Origin of the sequence: Paenibacillus sp. RC21, assembly GCF_044907935.1 — a bacterium.
Taxonomy (GTDB): Bacteria; Bacillota; Bacilli; order Paenibacillales; family Paenibacillaceae; genus Paenibacillus; species Paenibacillus terrae_A.
The window spans coordinates 257,625-274,584 of the sequence record NZ_JBIYCS010000006.1; the positions used below are offsets into that span (position 1 = coordinate 257,625).

The 16,960-nt window shown below is 47.1% G+C and carries 12 protein-coding genes; 6 read left to right on the forward strand and 6 right to left on the reverse strand.

What is annotated here, in order from left to right; translation table 11 throughout:
* The first annotated feature begins 25 nt into the window (after positions 1-25).
* Both ABIA61_RS20165 and ABIA61_RS20170 read left to right on the forward strand, forming a co-directional pair.
* On the forward strand, positions 26-1,882 hold the full coding sequence (locus ABIA61_RS20165; RefSeq protein WP_283654545.1) for a beta-glucoside-specific PTS transporter subunit IIABC: 1,857 nt from the start codon (positions 26-28) through the stop codon (positions 1,880-1,882).
* The gene (locus ABIA61_RS20170) at positions 1,879-2,550 is read left to right on the forward strand and encodes a DUF4867 family protein (RefSeq protein WP_404581172.1); all 672 of its coding nucleotides are present in this window, start codon (positions 1,879-1,881) and stop codon (positions 2,548-2,550) included. Before ABIA61_RS20165 ends, ABIA61_RS20170 begins: the two co-directional genes overlap by 4 nt.
* 91 nt (positions 2,551-2,641) lie before the next feature.
* Here ABIA61_RS20170 and ABIA61_RS20175 read toward each other — a convergent pair whose 3' ends face one another.
* Positions 2,642-2,992: an Asp23/Gls24 family envelope stress response protein gene (locus ABIA61_RS20175; protein WP_404581173.1), complete on the reverse strand. Its 351-nt coding sequence runs from the start codon at positions 2,990-2,992 to the stop codon at positions 2,642-2,644.
* A gap of 45 nt (positions 2,993-3,037) precedes the next feature.
* On the reverse strand, positions 3,038-3,610 hold the full coding sequence (locus ABIA61_RS20180) for a TetR/AcrR family transcriptional regulator (RefSeq protein WP_283654548.1): 573 nt from the start codon (positions 3,608-3,610) through the stop codon (positions 3,038-3,040).
* 324 nt (positions 3,611-3,934) lie between these two features.
* On the opposite strand from ABIA61_RS20180, the gene nirB reads away from it, so the two are divergent.
* Both nirB and nirD read left to right on the forward strand, forming a co-directional pair.
* Positions 3,935-6,364 carry a nitrite reductase large subunit NirB gene (nirB, locus tag ABIA61_RS20185; protein ID WP_404581174.1) on the forward strand — a complete coding sequence of 810 codons (2,430 nt, stop codon included), beginning with the start codon at positions 3,935-3,937 and terminating at the stop codon, positions 6,362-6,364.
* Positions 6,365-6,405: 41 nt separating this feature from the next.
* Entirely contained in the window at positions 6,406-6,726 is a 321-nt protein-coding gene (nirD, locus tag ABIA61_RS20190; RefSeq protein ID WP_404581175.1) for a nitrite reductase small subunit NirD, read from the forward strand.
* A gap of 58 nt (positions 6,727-6,784) precedes the next feature.
* Here nirD and ABIA61_RS20195 read toward each other — a convergent pair whose 3' ends face one another.
* Both ABIA61_RS20195 and ABIA61_RS20200 read right to left on the reverse strand, forming a co-directional pair.
* A complete protein-coding gene (locus tag ABIA61_RS20195; protein WP_404581176.1) occupies positions 6,785-8,281 on the reverse strand; it encodes an exosporium glycoprotein BclB-related protein in 1,497 nt (498 codons plus the stop codon).
* A gap of 150 nt (positions 8,282-8,431) precedes the next feature.
* Positions 8,432-9,349, reverse strand: coding sequence for a LysR family transcriptional regulator (locus ABIA61_RS20200; protein WP_404519733.1), 918 nt, complete (start codon positions 9,347-9,349; stop codon positions 8,432-8,434).
* Between the two features lie 126 nt (positions 9,350-9,475).
* Between ABIA61_RS20200 and ABIA61_RS20205 the strand changes: the two genes are divergently transcribed.
* Complete coding sequence (locus ABIA61_RS20205) at positions 9,476-10,522, forward strand: 2,3-butanediol dehydrogenase (protein WP_283654553.1); 1,047 nt, start codon at positions 9,476-9,478, stop codon at positions 10,520-10,522.
* Between the two features lie 106 nt (positions 10,523-10,628).
* Here the strand turns inward: ABIA61_RS20205 and ABIA61_RS20210 are convergent, their stop codons facing one another.
* Together ABIA61_RS20210 and ABIA61_RS20215 are read right to left on the reverse strand one after the other, a co-directional pair.
* Positions 10,629-14,531: an immunoglobulin-like domain-containing protein gene (locus ABIA61_RS20210; protein ID WP_404581177.1), complete on the reverse strand. Its 3,903-nt coding sequence runs from the start codon at positions 14,529-14,531 to the stop codon at positions 10,629-10,631.
* Between the two features lie 46 nt (positions 14,532-14,577).
* Positions 14,578-14,919, reverse strand: coding sequence for a tail fiber protein (locus ABIA61_RS20215; RefSeq protein WP_283654555.1), 342 nt, complete (start codon positions 14,917-14,919; stop codon positions 14,578-14,580).
* Positions 14,920-15,231: 312 nt separating this feature from the next.
* On the opposite strand from ABIA61_RS20215, the gene ABIA61_RS20220 reads away from it, so the two are divergent.
* On the forward strand, positions 15,232-16,941 hold the full coding sequence (locus ABIA61_RS20220; protein ID WP_404519731.1) for a spore germination protein: 1,710 nt from the start codon (positions 15,232-15,234) through the stop codon (positions 16,939-16,941).
* Positions 16,942-16,960 lie beyond the last annotated feature (19 nt).

Consider the following 16,960-nt stretch of genomic DNA (forward strand, 5'->3'; position numbering starts at 1 on the left):
AATGAGGATTAAAGGAGCGAGCAGCATGTCCAATGAAAAACTGGCAAAAGACATTTTAGCGTCCGTTGGCGGAGAAGGAAATGTCTCTAGCTTGGTGCATTGTGCCACTCGGTTGAGATTTAAATTAAAAAACAAGGATCAGGCCGACAAGAACCAGACACAAAATATTCCCGGAGTTATTACAGTTGTTGAAAACGGTGGACAATATCAAGTGGTCATTGGAAATACGGTAGGCGACGTATATAAAGAAATTTTAAAGATCAGCAGCATTGGAGATGACGACAAATCGGATGCAGCCGCTGCTCCTGAAGGCAACTGGTTCAACAAAACGGTGGACATTATTTCCGGTATTTTCACACCATTTTTGGGGGCACTAGCAGCTTCCGGGATCTTGAAAGGGCTTTTATTAATGCTTGCCTCGTTGGGATGGCTCACCAAAACAGGTGGTGTCTATTCGATCTGGTTCGCTGCTGCAGACAGTATCTTTTATTTCCTGCCGCTGGCGATTGCAGTCACTTCTTCGAGAAAGTTTGGAGCGAATACATTTGTAGCGCTTGCATTAGCGGGAGCTCTGGTATACCCGAATATTATTACTTTGTATAACGATAAAGCGGATATTACGTTCTTCAATATTCCTGTTGTTCTTATGAGTTATACTTCTTCGGTTATTCCAGTGATTATCGCGGTTTGGTTACTATCCATTCTGGAGAAATTCCTGAATAGAGTTATTCATGATAGCGTGAAAAACTTTATAACGCCACTTATCTGTCTTATGGTCATTGTTCCCTTGACTCTGATCGCGGTTGGACCGATTGGAATATATGCGAGCTTGGGACTGGCTAAGGGTTACACTTTCTTATATAATTTGAGTCCGATTGTAGCAGGAATCATTTTGGGTGCTGGGTGGCAGCTGCTGGTAGTTATGGGTCTTCACTGGGCGTTTGTGCCTATTATGTACAATAACATTGCGGTATACGGTTATGATACCATGAAACCATTAATGGCACCTTCTAACTTTGCACAAGCAGGTGCGGCACTGGGTGTATTCCTTAAAACTAGAAATCCAAAAGTTAAAGCGATTGCAGGCCCTGCGGCAATAACCGGTTTGTTCGGCATCACGGAACCGATCATCTACGGGATTAGTATTCGCTACAAAAAACCATTCGTATGGGCTATTATCGGTGGTGCTATCGCCGGGGCGATCACGGGTGCTTCGGGTTCCGTGGCCATTGCTCCAGGTATCCCGGGCTTGGCATCCCTGCCGATTTTCTTCGGTACAGGATTCGCCGGATTCGTAATTGCTATTACGGTAGCTTATGTATTCACAGCCATTACCACATATTTCTTTGGATTTAATGATTCCATGGAAAAAGAAATGGTTGCAGTCCATGAAGAGAAAAAAGAAACTGAACCAGCTCCTGTGCTGACGAATGAGACCATTTCCAGCCCGCTGACAGGTGTCGTCAAACCGTTATCCGAGATATCTGATGAAGTGTTCTCCACGGGAGCCATGGGTAAAGGCGTTGCTATTGTACCTGAGGAGGGCAAGCTGCTCTCGCCATTCAACGGAACGATAGCTAATGCCTTCCGTACAGGCCATGCGATTGGCATTGTGTCGGATGGAGGAACAGAGATTCTGGTTCACATCGGCATGGACACCGTCAAATTGAAAGGACTACATTTTAAAACGCATATCGCTGAGGGTGATCGGGTAACCAAAGGTCAATTGCTGGTCGAGTTCGATATTGAGGAAATTAAAGCTCTGGGCTATGACATTACTACACCGATTATTGTGACCAATACAGCTGAATACTCGGATGTTAAGATGCTGGGAAATAACCGAGTACACACGGGAGATTCATTGCTGGAGGTCAAGCTATGAAGACTATTGAAAGACTAAATCAAGTCAATGCACCTTTGGTCATTTATGAGGTAATGAGTAAAGCGTTCCGTACGTATGGGAGGCTGCTGACTCATTTTAATACCGCAGAGCTCACCAAGTATGCAAAAGAAACCACTAGCGTTCCCAATCAGGGAAATCATTATGTACCCTCGGTGGCAGAACTCGAAGCCTTTGGCGTAATTCGTCAGATTCAAGATGAGGTATACGGCCAACTCCCGATTCAGGCTGGCTTTTGCACAGGGCAGAATACGGGCCTGACCGGGCTGGAATATCATCAGGGCAGCGAGGTGGTGATTGCCGCGACGGACTGTATTCACCTTGTCGGCAGAGTGCAGGACATTGAAAATAATTCCTTTGGCAGCGGAAATGTTCAGGCTTTTTTCCAACCCAAAAACACGGTGGTCGAGCTATATTCTACGACACTTCATTATGCTCCTTGCAAAGTTGACAGTGAAGGGTATTTGACAATAGTGCTTCTCCCGGAAGGAACTAATATGCCGCTTGTATCTGGAGAAAGCAGCCGGGGGAATCCATTGCTTACGAAGAAAAACAAATTTCTTATGGTTCATAGTACACAGACGGAAAAAATCGCGGTCGGGGTTCATCCCGGGCTGCACGGCAAGCTGCTGAATATTTCATCAATTTGAGTCAAAGTCAATAATTCATTAAGCAAAGAAACCGCTTCCGGAGCATGTTGAATGGTAGTTCCATTCTTCCAGAGGACGGTTTCTTTGTCGATTATTTAACGGATAGGGATATCCCTTGTACTTTGACGTTTATCATGCCAATGGATAGGCCCGTATATTTCTCAATGGCTTCCCGAACATTCTTCTGTAATTCTCTGCCTACATCGTACATTCTTGTCCCGTAATGAACGACAATGCTTAAATCGACATCCAGTCCTGATTCTGTCACATGAAGCTCAATGCCATTTTGCAGGCTTTTCCCACTTAACTTGTTAGTGATTCCTTCGACGACTCCTGTTGACATCGATGCAATTCCCATTGTTGCCGTTGCTGTCTTGCCAATGATTTTAGAAATAGCATCTTTGGAAATCGCAATACTCCCCAATACGTTTTGAATTAACATGTAGATTCCTCCTCGCGTGGTTCGCCTCTTCATAATCCAGTGTGATCAGTAATCAGTTGCTTTGAATCCATGGTAAAAAGTATTTACAACCAGTGCCGCCGCAGAATTTTTCGCAATATTGCCGTTCCTTACTTGCTGCCATGTTAGGAATAGCAGCGAGTAGAGGACATTCATGATCCAATCTTTATCGACATGCGGGTGAAAATAACCCTTTTGTTGCAATATTTCAATCACATGCAGGATGGGTTCCCTTAGCTTCTGATCCGCTCCTTCAATTTCCTTGTTGAAGTTGACGGATGCATCATGAGCAAGAAAATAAATTTTGTCTCCTAACGGAATAAGTGTCTCAATCAACTCTGGAATGTAATTTTCATAGTTTTCCTCGTCCAAGGAAATCCCTTTCATGGTTTCACTTACGACTTCGATGGCCCGAAATCCCAGATAAATCATCAGTTGCTCTCTGCTTTCAACATATCGATGCAATGTGGCAATACCAATTCCTGCATAATCAGCAATCTCATTCATGGAGGCGTTTGGCTTTTCAATAAGTAGCATGGTAGCTACATCCAAAAGGCTGTTAAGCCTCACTTGCTTGATCGTTGTCATGTCTTTCTTCATGGGAACTCCTTATTTATTTGATATCATATATTATTAATTGATAGTTTTTTGTATCATTTAATTGAATTTTAAATCAAATATTGAGAAGAGTCAAATAGGAGCATCCACTTTTCAAAAATCATCATAATAACTCAATTTCAATTTCAATTTCAGTTTCTTACCTTAATCCCTTGAATCCGAATAGGGAAATCCCTCAACATTTAAGGTTTTAATTATATTGTGATTGTAATCACACATAACGCAACTCCCGACATTAGAATAGAAGCATAAGCAATATTCATAAGAACGCAGGCAATGTCGTCGAATGAATGGAGGAACCGGCATATGGCAAACAGTAAACAGAAGCTTGTTGTTATAGGGAACGGGATGGCTGGTATCAATACGGTCGAACAAATTCTAAAATTAACGGATAAATATGAAATTACGGTCCTTGGAAATGAGCCCCATCCGAACTATAACAGGATCATGCTCTCTTATGTTTTGGAAGGGAGTAAAACCATTGAGGACATCATTCTGAACGATTTGCAATGGTACGAGGACCAAGGTATTACTTTATATACTGGGAAAACGGTGCGAAGCATCGACGGAGAAAGAAAGAGGATTCACACTGAGGACGGACTTGAAATTGATTACGATGTAGCTTTGGTGGCTACTGGCTCTCAATCGTTTATCTTGCCTATTCCGGGAAAAGAGTTACCAGGCGTCATCGGTTTTCGAGATATCGCCGATTGCTCGGCAATGCTTGAGGCGGCGAAAACTTATAAAAAGGCAGCAGTCATTGGTGGAGGGCTGTTGGGACTGGAAGCGGCTAAAGGCTTGGTCAATCTCGGCATGGACGTAACGGTCATTCATTTGATGGAGGATCTGATGGAGCGTCAGCTGGACCCGGAAGCTTCTACGATGCTGAGGGCAGAACTAGAACGTCAGGGGATCAAGTTTGCTATGCAAATGCAAACTGCAGAGGTGTACGGTCAAGATCGGGTACAGGGACTGCGGTTTTCGGACGGAAGCGAACTGGCAGCGGATTTGGTCGTTATGGCCGTTGGGATTAAGCCTAATATTCAGGTGGCTGTGCAAAGTGGTATGGAAACGAACCGTGGAATTGTGGTCGATGATTGGATGAGGACCTCCATGCCGGATGTATATGCTGTAGGGGAGTGTGTTGAACACCGCGGGATCTGTTACGGCCTGGTTGCTCCGCTGTTCGAACAGGGAAGTGTAATTGCCAAACATTTGGCAGGTGCGGATACCGAAGGCTATATGGGATCGGTGGTTTCCACCAAGCTCAAAATTTCAGGAGTGGATGTTTTCTCGGCTGGTGAATTCATAACTGCTTCTGAGCATACGGTGATTGTAGCCAAGGATGAGTGGAAGCGCACTTACAAAAAAATACTGCTTCATGAAAACAGGATTGTCGGAACTGTACTGTTCGGAGATGTGAGCGAATCCGCCAGCCTTCAAAAATATGTGCGGCAGCAAACGTTGATGACAGATGAGATATATGGACAACTCATGGGTACCGGATGCAGTAAAGACGGGGCTAAAACCTTATCCGCTGAAACGATGGCTGATGACGAAATTGTCTGCGGCTGCAACGGTGTGACTAAAAAGGCGATTGTTGATGCGGTCCACGAAAATGGATTGACCACAGTCGACGAAATTAAGGCATGTACCGGGGCAACGCGGTCCTGCGGAGGGTGCAAGCCGGTCGTTGAACAAATTCTCCAGTATGTTCTTGGAGACAGCTTCAAGACGGCTGCCAAGCAAGGAATATGTGGCTGCACAACATGGAGCCGGGATGAAATTGTTGCTGCTATCAAAACCAAGGGGCTTACAACGACACGTGAAGTTATGAATGTACTAGGTTGGCAGAATGATGAAGGATGCTCCAAATGCCGCCCGGCGCTGAATTATTATTTGGGAATGATTAACCCGGATACCTATGAAAATGAGGAAGATTCCCGGTTTGTGAACGAGCGACTGCACGCGAATATTCAAAAGGATGGAACATTTACAGTTGTGCCAAGAATGTACGGTGGTGTAACAACTCCGGAGGATTTGAAGAAAATAGCTGATGTTTCTCTTAAATACAACGTTAAAGTAGTTAAAGTAACAGGAGGACAGCGGCTGGATTTGATTGGTGTCCGTAAAGAGGATTTGCCTAAAGTGTGGGAAGAACTCGATATGCCGTCGGGATATGCCTATGCCAAATCCCTTCGTACAGTTAAAACCTGTGTTGGATCACAATTTTGCCGTTTTGGTACACAGGATTCTATGGGAATGGGAGAATTGCTGGAACGGAAATTTGAAAGATTGGATTTTCCGGCAAAATTTAAATTAGCGGTCAACGGATGTCCGCGCAACTGTGCGGAATCATGTACAAAGGATATCGGGATTGTGGGCAATGATGGAGGCTGGGAGATTTTTATCGGTGGAAACGGTGGTATAAAAGCGCGGTTGGCTGATTCGCTCTGCAAAGTGAAAACGGACGATGAACTGATTGAGATTGTGGGAAGCGTGATGCAACTGTACCGGGAAACAGGCCAATATCTGGAGCGTACTTCGGAATGGGTGGAACGGACCGGCCTTGAAGAGATTCGGAAGGCTGTCGTTCACGATGTAGATCATCGCAAAGCTTTAATAGAACGGATCGAATTTGCACTGCAACAGGTTGAAGACCCATGGAGAAAGATCATCAACGATGCCGATTCGCGCAAAAATTTATTTGAAGTAGTTACACCGTCTGTTGTGTGAATGTATTTAAATCATGCCTGGAGAAGGGAGCAATCAAGCGAATGATCAAACATGCTGAGTGGCTTATCGTCGGTCACAGTAAGGATTTTCCAAATAGAATTGGGCGGACGATCCGGTTGGATGATAACGAAATCGCAGTTTTCCGCACTTCGGAGAACAAGCTTTACGCTGTTGAAAATTCCAGCCCGCATCCTAAAGGGGGGCCGCTTACCGAAGCGATGGTATCCGGTCATTACATTTATGACCCGCTATGTGATTGGAAGATTGATTTGGAGACGGGTATCGTTCAAGAGCCTGATCACGGACAAATTAAAACATTCACCATTCGGGAAGATGGAGAAGAAGTGAAAATATCACTTTAATGCAAATAAGAAAAGGGCTCGGCAGGAACAAGTCCTGCTGAGCCCTTTTCGTCTTGGATCAGGTGATGGTAATGCCTGCGCTCGCATAACCCACGACGGTGTTTACGAGGGAGAGTCCCGTAGCTGTTGCAGAGAAGACAAGGAGCAGACGAGTCTGCGCGGTTACTGGTATAGCCAATCCGGTAGTGATGCCATTGGAAATGGTACCCAAGGCAATGATGCCAGTCAGTGGTGGAGCTAATGTAACGGTAGCCCCAGGGACCGCTGTAAAGGTGTTATCAGGTGTAGTCGAACTAAACAACTGGGCAGTAATCGTCGCGGTTGATCCAACGAGAGTTAGCGCAGCTGTTGTACTGAAATATCCAGCGATGGATGTAATTACGCCATCCCGTGGTACAGAAAAAGCAAAGTTAATCAGTGGCCCTGCAAGTGTGCCTGTCAGGTCAATGGTTCCACCCACAAGGCTAATGCCTGTTGCCGAGCTTCCGAAGCCGATCAAACTTGTGGTTCCAACCAGCCCGCCGACAATGGTTGTCAAAATTGCTGGTCCACCCGAAGCAAATGGAATGATTGCCCCCGAACCGGTGGCTCCAGTAACCCCTGCTGTACCCGTGGCCCCGGTAGCTCCGACAGCGCCCGCCGTGCCTGTGGCCCCGGTAGCTCCGACGGCCCCCGCCGTGCCTGTGGCCCCGGTAGCTCCAATGGCCCCCGCCGTGCCCGTGGCCCCGGTAGCTCCGACAGCGCCCGCCGTGCCCGTAGTTCCTGTAGCCCCAGCGACCCCCGCTGCGCCCGTAGCGCCTGTGGCTCCAACGGCGCCCGTGGCCCCGGTAGCCCCCCCGGCAGGTCCTGCCGCGCCTGTAGCTCCTGTAGCCCCGGTGGCTCCAGCAGCCCCGGCGGCGCCTACTGGCCCAGCGGCGCCGATAGGTCCGGCGGCTCCAACAGGTCCGGCGGCTCCAACAGGTCCGGCAGCCCCGACAGGTCCGACAGGACCAGCAGGTCCAACTGGACCTGCTGGTCCTGCCGCACCCACCGGCCCTGGTCCACCGACAGGTCCTGGAGCACCGCCCGGACCAGCAGGCCCAGCGGGCCCTTGTGGACCGGGGGTTCCTGCCGTGCCACCCAACGCAATACTGATAGCCGTTTCGGCATTTCTGATTGCACTGATCAAACTGTCTTTAAGAGCAGGATCAAGGGGTTCCTGCAAAATAATAGACAATAAGACTTCCAGCAGTTGTTGCAGTGTCGTTCCAACACCGATCGGGGAGAAAAGAGTGGCTTCCGACGCCACGATAGCCAGTTCCAACGCCGCTAATAAATCTGTCTTAGCCGAGCCTCTAAGTCTCAATTTATTTGCGAGAGCTAATAATCGCTGTAAAATCTGTTGCAATGAAGTTACATTAGCCACAGACGGGTTTGCGAAAACGAGCGGGATGATGGCGACTAATTCCTTAATCAGTTTGAGAAGTTCTTCCGTTTCTCTGCTAATTTTAGGTGGTTTGCAGTCCTCGTCTTTTTTTGAAGCACCACTGAACCTGAACGGTTTTCTGTGTTTCATGTTCAAATATCTCCTCCTTCACATTTCTCCCTACTGTAGAGGTGACAGGTGGATCATCGCCCCGTTTCGCAGATATTAACAATATATTTACTGAAGCGAAAAGGGTGAATCACCACACAAGAATTATTATTGGAGGCTTGTACATAAGCTTTAATATCGATTTTCTGTATTTCCAAACCGGGCTTCCAACTTGTAACGCTGTATAAAATATTCGTTAATTGCGGAACGCGAGCTGTTAGCCGATCTGATCCAACCAAAATGAACAGGCTGCTGCGCAAAGCGCTCAATTTCCAATAGATGGACGGATTGGCCCCGCTCCATGGTCGCCTTTTGAAAGGAATAATCGTGACCTATCGAAATAGCCAGTCCTTCTAATATAGCGCTCTGAATTGCACTATCCGAGTTCGTCTTGAACAAAATATTCACCTCACCAAACTGCTCGGTAAAGTCTCTGATAAACATATCGATATAGTCATCCTTATATAAAACAAAGGAATAGGCTCTCATTTCCTCAGGGGGAATAGATTTCTGTGAAGCCAGCGGAGAGTTCCGTCCGGCAACAACCATCATTTTGCCTTGGTAGAGAGTATCGAAGGGTAGAGCCTCCTGCTGTAGTAAATCCTCGGGTAGAGCAATCATGCCCAGATCAATTTTACCTTGCCGCACCAGTTGAAGGGTCTTTAGAGAGCCTTGCTCCGTGATCTCAATGTGAACTTCCGGATGCTCCTTCTTTAGTGAGACAATAACGTTGACCAGTGTCGCCATTTCCGCAGGCATAGTGCCCAAACGCAGTAAACCACTTAAGGCGTGCTTGCGATTTTCCGATTCCAGCAGCATTTCTTGAATGATTTTCGTTGCTTCAAAAGCTTTCTTAATAAATAGCTGGCCTTCTTCCGTGGAGGTTGTACCGGATCTTGAACGGTTGAACAGCTTGAGTCCAAGTTCTTTTTCGAGAGCGGTTATGGCCTGACTGATGGCTGATTGAGACACATGCAGACGTAGAGCTGCCTCGGAGAGTGATTTTACTTTATCGACCTCTACAACATAAGTTAATTGTTCCAAGTTCAAAACAACATTCACCCCACATATAAGTGTTACTTAATTAAAAGTAATTATAATTAATTTTAATTAACTTCTCAAGAAGAGTAAAATAACAATGACATAAAATTTGAAAGCGCTTAAAGGAGTGACATCATGAAAGCAGCCGTAATTTATGGAACCAAGGATGTACGTGTTGAAGAGGTCCAAGAGCCTGGCATACAGCCTGGCAAGGTCAAGGTCAAAGTTGAATGGGCCGGAATTTGTGGAAGTGATCTCCATGCGTATCATCACGGGGTAGGTGTATCTGAAACACCACATCCTCTTACCAAGCGCGGACTTCCACTGGTGCTGGGGCACGAATTTGCTGGAGTGATTACTGAGGTGGGAGAAGGCGTAGCCCATCTTTTGCCCGGAGATCGGGTGGCGGTTGAGCCGATTGTGTACTCACAGGATGATTATTATGTACAGCAAGGGAAGTATAACCTGGCAAATAATTTCGGATTTATAGGTCTTCAAGGTGACGGAGGCTTTGCTGAGTTCGCTCTGGTTGAAGCGCATCAGGCGCATAAGCTTCCTGACTCCGTGTCTCTTGAGGAAGGAGCCCTTATTGAGCCAACTGCTGTAGCAGTTCATGCCGTTCGGGAAAGTCAGTTGAAGATCGGGAATAGCGTGGTTGTCTTTGGAGCCGGCCCCATCGGTATTCTAACGATTATTGCCGCCAAATCGGCGGGTGCTGCGGAAATTATAGCCGTGGATATTTCCTCGGAAAGACTGGAGAAGGCTCTTGAGGTAGGGGCAACCGTTGTGATTAACAGTGCCAATGAAGATGTGACTGCCCAAATACTCTCCTTGCATGAATACGGGGTTGATATTGCTTATGAAGCGGCAGGCGTACAGGCTACGTTTACGAGCGGGTTGGAGGTGCTGAAAAAAGGAGGACAATTGGTCGTTGTCGCAGCATACGCGAAACCGGTGACTTTGGATGTGAACAGCATCCTGATCAAAGAAGTATCCATTCGAACCTCAATCGCCTATCGGCATATCTTCCCTGAAGTCATTGCTATGATTGCGGCAGGCAGACTGGATATTAAGAAGGTCATTACTCAAAAAATAACGCTGGATCGTATCGTAGAGGATGGTTTGGAGCTTTTAATTTCAGACAAGCGTCAATCTAAAATCTTAATTGATACGCAAGGTTAGTCCATATCATTCACAAACAAAGCGCGGTCTCCGAATAACTCGGAAACCGCGCTGTTTTGCTTATACTCCACTAATATATCTAAATTCATTAGGTACTTAATCAGTCTTATTTGAAAATACGTACCAGTAGTTCAGCCATCTCGCCTCTGCTAATGGCTGCCTTTGGTTTGAGCGTTCCATCAGGATATCCGCTGATCCAACTGGAGGAAACAGCCTTTTCGAAGGCGGAGGAAGCCCAGGAAGCGATCTGCTGCTCATCCTTATAGGATTGCAATTTGGCCGTGCCTGAAGCCGATGCCTTATCCGCTATCGCATGTGACAGGATCACCATCGCCTGTTCACGGGTAAGACGTTCATCGGGGCCGAATGTCTGAGCATTTAACCCTTCGATCCATCCCTGGCGATGAGCGGCATCCACGGCTGATGCAGCCCAGTGCCCATTCATATCTGTAAATGAGGTAGACACACTCTCATGTACAGTGGTTCCCAACGCTCGGGTCAGTATGGATACAAATTCTGCGCGGCTTACCGCACGCTCTGGACGCATGTTGCCATCTTTGTAGCCTTGTATCCAGCCTTTGGCTGCCAGCGATTGCAGGGACTTCGCCGCCCAATGGCCTTGGACATCCGGCCATACCGGAGCTGTGTCTTGCGAATCCGCTGAATTTGTTGTGCTGTCCTGAGCGTTTGTATTATCGGATGGAGACTTTGTATCAGTAGAGACAGCAATCGCAAAGGTACTAAACCGGGTCGTATCGAAACCCACAGCCGACAGATTTCCTTTGGAATCCCTCACTGCCGTACCTTTCAGAATCTCCTGCTCTCCATTGTCATGAATAACGAGAATAGAAAACTGGGGTTCCTTGCCCTGCAATTCACGGATGGATTCGGCATCCAGTGGCAGAACGATATGCGATGTGCCTGTAACGTTAGCCTTGATTTCCACAGACGCACCGATCAGCTTCAGATTGGGTTGTTGTCCGGCCCAATCGCGGATCTGCTGTGTACGCTGTGCATCTGCCTGCTGGAATGACAATGCAACGTCCTGCTGACCCGAGAACATACGGGTTAAGGCATCACTGGATAGCATCAGTGTTCCATATTGGGATATGACCGCGGCCCCGACTTTATCCCATTTATTCAGCGAAGAATAGGGAAGAACAACACGGCTGGTATCCTTTTCCTGCTCTAGTTGTATATCTGCGTAAGCCTTGCCTTCCATGCGGGCCTGAGTGATTTGTCCATCCAGAAACGCCGCAGAAGGAGTATAGATGATGGCTTTTCCCTGTTCGGAAAATCCGGGTTGCAGTTGAATAAGAGAGTTGTTGTAGTCCTCGTCTCGGTCTTTTTTATTAGAATTGCCCGTGTCTACAATGACCTTAGCAGGAACGGTTACTTCGATTTGTTGTGTCAGGGCGTGAGAACCGTCGCTTACCTTGGTGACCTCCAGTATTACAGCAACCGTCGTTTGGGTTGCTGCCGGGAAGATAGCTCCATCTGTACGGATAATATCCGGCTGGCTACTACTGCTGATGGTCAGGCGGAAGCCCTCGGGCACAGCAGGCAGCTTGAGCAGGGTATTACTGGCGGCAGGTGCTGCCAGGCTTGTGATGGAATCGGCTACACGTTGGGCGGTTAATCCCTGTGCATACACTAATCTGGAGGGAGCACTTTCCATACTATTCACGATCTGTAGCACGTAGTAGCTGACTCCTTCAGGAACAGGTGTAAATACATATTTCCCTTCTCCAGAAGCGGTTCCTTGCGCAATCAGCTCCTGCTGGGCATTGTACAGTTCAAGCCGTGCGCCCGGCCAAGCGCCTGTAACGATCACCGAGGCGGTAGCGTCATTGCCTGCTGCGGCTTCAATAGCACGGGGGAGCACGTTTATGTGACGTTCGGCTGGCTCAGCCGACCAACCAGATTGATCGCTATAAGCATAGTTCAATACATATACACTAGGCGCATTCGTATCCACGTTGCCGATACCTGACAGATCCGATACCAGAATATTACCATATACGCTGTCCAGCACGCTGGCTCCCGGATCGGTGAAGGTGCTGCCAGCTTCCAGAATGATCGGGTTGTTGCCGTTCAAACGTACATAGGGTGTATTCGGTAACGCCTTCAATACTGTGATTATGAATGTTCTTTGTACAGAGGTTGGGCCTTTGGATATAGTTGCTATTAATTGTACATTTACATCACCGTCTATAAACTTCGGCCGATTCACCTGACCCGTGTTGCTGAGAACGTCCGGTTGATCCGAGGACCAATCAATACGTGTGTCAAATGCTCCTGCATTGGGCAGAGTGATGGAATCCTTAATCCCCTGCGGGTAATCCAGTTTCAGAGTATCTGCTGCCAAATTCACAGCTTCATCAGCGCTTACGGGCAGTGAAGGCACGAGCAGGCTAAATGTTTTGCGAAGCTCCGCTCCGCCTCTTGCCAGAACAGCTTCCAGCGTAATAGTCTGATCACCCTGTACATAGCTCGGGAACGTGACATGACCGGTGTGATCCAGGAACTCGGGGTGATTCGAAGTCCATGACACCTGAACGCCGTTCAAACCTTCTTTCGGCAAATATACGTCCCCGGTTACGGTGGTTACAGGTACATCAAGTGCCGTGTAAGCTGCGTTTACGGCTTCAATATCGTTCATCGGCAGACTGAGCACATGTGCAGTGAAATTCTTTGTTTTCGTTAAGCCTTCGAGATGCAGGACAGCCGTCAGGGTAACATCTGTATTTCCATTAATATAGGAGGGTCTGCTAAGTGTTCCATCTGGTGCGATAACAAGTGGATTGGCAGAGGACCATTCGATCTGGACACCACCATAGCCGGACAGAGGAAGAGACAAATTTTCTTTCACCGCAGACAAATCGCCCAGTGACAGGCTATCTGCTGCCTGATCCAGTGTATCTTGTGCGGCTACCTTCAATACGGTAACCTCAAAAGTTTGGGTATCCGAAGCGGTTCCCTTTGTAATCGTCGCGGTCAGCTTTACTTTCCGATCACCCGAATCGTAGCGCGGGCGTGTGACAGTCCCCTCATTGGTGATGACATCAGGGGTATCTGAACTCCAGCCCACTGTCGTATCATTCAACCCAGCGAGTGGCAGCGTCAGCTTTTGGGATACCAAATCAGCTGTATCTCCAGGTGCGAAGCCTAAAGCAAGAGCGGCTTTTGCCTGTGCAACTCTCTCGGCATCGGTAAGTATGTTCACTTTAACCTCTGAGGGAGTGCTCTCCCCCTTAGCATTTACAGCCTGAACAGTGTAAAGGGCTTCACCTGGCGGCAATGCTGAAGTGTCTATGAATTGGGTTAAGTTACCTGTATAGAGCGTTACACTATCTCGTATGACTTTGTATGAAGTTGCATAAGGAACGGCATCCCAGCTTAACTCCACTGTATTTCCATTTTTGGTTCCTGTAAAATGACCCGGAGCCTGTGGAACGGGTAATCGCTCCCCATAAGCTGCGAATTCCATGATGGAAGCCCATTGATTGTTTCTCGCATTTCCTTGATCAATATATAATCGCAAGTACCGTGTAGTTACAGGAGCAATGCTCTTTTCAAAATTAGAGCTCCCATTATTCTGAACGGCATCAACAGTCACCCAATTACTTCCGTCACTGCTCGTTTGCAATCGGAAACTATATGGATCACGTTGATCTTGCCACCCATAAAGGATTCCCATACCTGCTACACCATATCGATCTACGATATACCAGTCTCTCAGATCTACCTGAATCCATTTTTCACCGTTGCTTGCTTGATACCAGCGACTTGTCGGTTCATAGGAACCGTCGACTGCTTTGCCGGGTTCATATGGCTGACTATAGCCGCTTGATGTGGCTGGTTTGTTAAGTACTACATTTTCCCAACCAGCAGCATTGGCTTCATTCGTCCCAATGAGCAAAGCTGCTCCGCCGAGGAAAGGCAGCAATGGAACCAGCAAGCGATAGGGTTTCAATTTGTTGCGTGTGAAGTTATTGCCTTCGAGCACGCCATCACCTCTTCTTCATTAATTAGCCCATCGATGAACACATTCATTAAGGGCGGGATGGGTACACCCCTTCGGTTGCGATATAGTAGTCTACATTCGGCATTGGGGAAGCCCCGCGCAAGTCGGGTAATGCAAATGTGTTCATTCCATCGCCGCCAAAATTAGTGCCCAGCAGACTGAATAATGCAGTATTCTGACTAATGCTCAAGAGCTGACCCTCGCATTTTAACCATCCCCTAGGAGCGAACATGTAAGGATACATCGTAACTTCCCCAATATAAGGCTCATACCCTGCGTGTGCCTGTTTGGGACTGATGGCCGTTCCCCCTAACAAAATGACCGCTAACAAACTCAATACAGCTGCTTTTTTCCAAAAATGTTTCTTCATACCTACAACCCCTTTTCAGATTCAAATAATGGACAACAAATCCAACGAATTTGTGAGATTAGTCACGGACTGAAATGATACTATCATGAATTTTGGCTTTTGACATCGCTAGATAACCATCAAATTAACCGTTTTATTCCTTTTATTAGACAATAATTTTATCCCACCAAGTAAGTATTCCTTAAAGGGAATATCCCTTGTTATGTCTCGAATGTGCATCTGATGGTGAGGTGCGGATCAATGCTCATGCATTTTTTTTCTAATCCCGGTAAATATATATACAAATCGGATGAAGGCGAAGGGGGAAGGGACATGTGGCAGGCAATTGTAACTCATATGCCCAAATGGACAGTGTTAGTACAGGCTATCTTTTTGTCCATTGTACCTTTACTCATCTTGTTGGCGGTTCGACAAATTAAAACGGTCGACGGCAGAGAAAGCAGACGCAAGGAACGAATAGAGCTGCTTGAAGAACGCGACCCTGCAGAGCAAGATGCTCGCGATCCTTCTGAAAGCAAGGATCCGAATGTTAGTAAGAATGAGGACGAAAGCTATTCTGAGGATTATGAGGCGAATGTAACGAAGATGAGACAAGCCATAATGGATATGGCGGATGTTAATCAAAAGTCTATTTTTCTGGATCATTTACAGGTCAGGGTAAGTCTGTTTTGTGTAGATGGCTTAACGGACAAGACCAGCATGGACCAAAATATAATCAAGCCACTGCTGGATTGGGGAAGCTCAGACCAAGAGGAAGAAATACCGCAAGGCGATGCACTCCGGGATATGGTTATCCGTCAAGTTATGCTTGTAGTGGAGACAGAGCATACGCAGGATGTGAAATATTCTTTGCAGAAGGTTTTGTTCGGCTCTATCGTACTCTTGATCGAGGGTACTTCAGGTGTACTTATTCTGGGTTCATCCAAGGGTAAAACTCGCGGAGTGGAGGAACCATTATCAGAATCGGTATTGCGAGGTCCACGGATTGGCTTCACAGAGGTGCTCAGCGATAATACGGCGTTATTGCGCAGACACGGAGAAAGTACCGAACTGGCCATGCACTCCTTCAAGGTCGGTAAAAGGGTGCAAAAGCAACTGATGGTTGCCTATTTCAGGGACATTGCTAATTCTGAGCTGGTAGAGGAGGTTAAACGGCGGATCAAAACCATTGATGTAGATGAAGTCATGGAGTCAGGCTATGTGGAGCAGCTCATTGAGGATAATTTTCTTAGTCCTTTTATGCAAATTCAAAATACGGAGAGACCTGACAGGGTGATGGCAGCTCTGTTGGAGGGACGTGTAGCTGTGATGTTGGATGGTACTCCGTTCGCCCTCCTTATGCCTGTAACCTACGATATGATGCTCCAGTCGCCTGAGGATTACTATGAGCGATGGCTATCGGGTTCCCTGATTCGGTTGCTGCGTTTTATGGCAACTGCTATCTCCCTGTTCGCGCCTGCTCTCTATATTTCCTTTATCTCGTTTCATCCCGGGCTTATTCCCACCATGCTGGTCATTTCTATCGTCAGCGCAAGACAAGGTGTACCTTTCTCTACATTGATCGAGGCGCTGATTATGGAAACCTCCATTGAAATTCTGCGTGAAGCAGGATTGCGTCTGCCCAAACCTATTGGGCCTGCTATGGGTATTGTCGGCGGTCTGATTATTGGACAGGCTGCGGTTAATGCCGGAATTGTAAGTCCCATTTTAGTCATTGTTGTGGCAGTTACGGCGATTTCTTCGTTTGCCACACCTGTGTACAGTTCCGGGATTTCGATGCGTATGCTTCGCTTTGCGGGGATGTTTGTTGCATCCATATTCGGTTTGTATGGTGTAATTCTGTTTTTCCTGCTGTTGGTTATCCATATGGCTAAGTTAAAAAGCTTTGGATTGTCTTATCTTAGTTTGACATCTCCGCGTTCGTTGAGGGACTGGAAGGATTACATGATTCGGGCGCCGTTACATTTTATGAAACGCAGACCCCGTCTGCTAAATCCCAAACAACCCAAGCGGAAAGGCTAGTTATTTAGGAAAGGAGGGA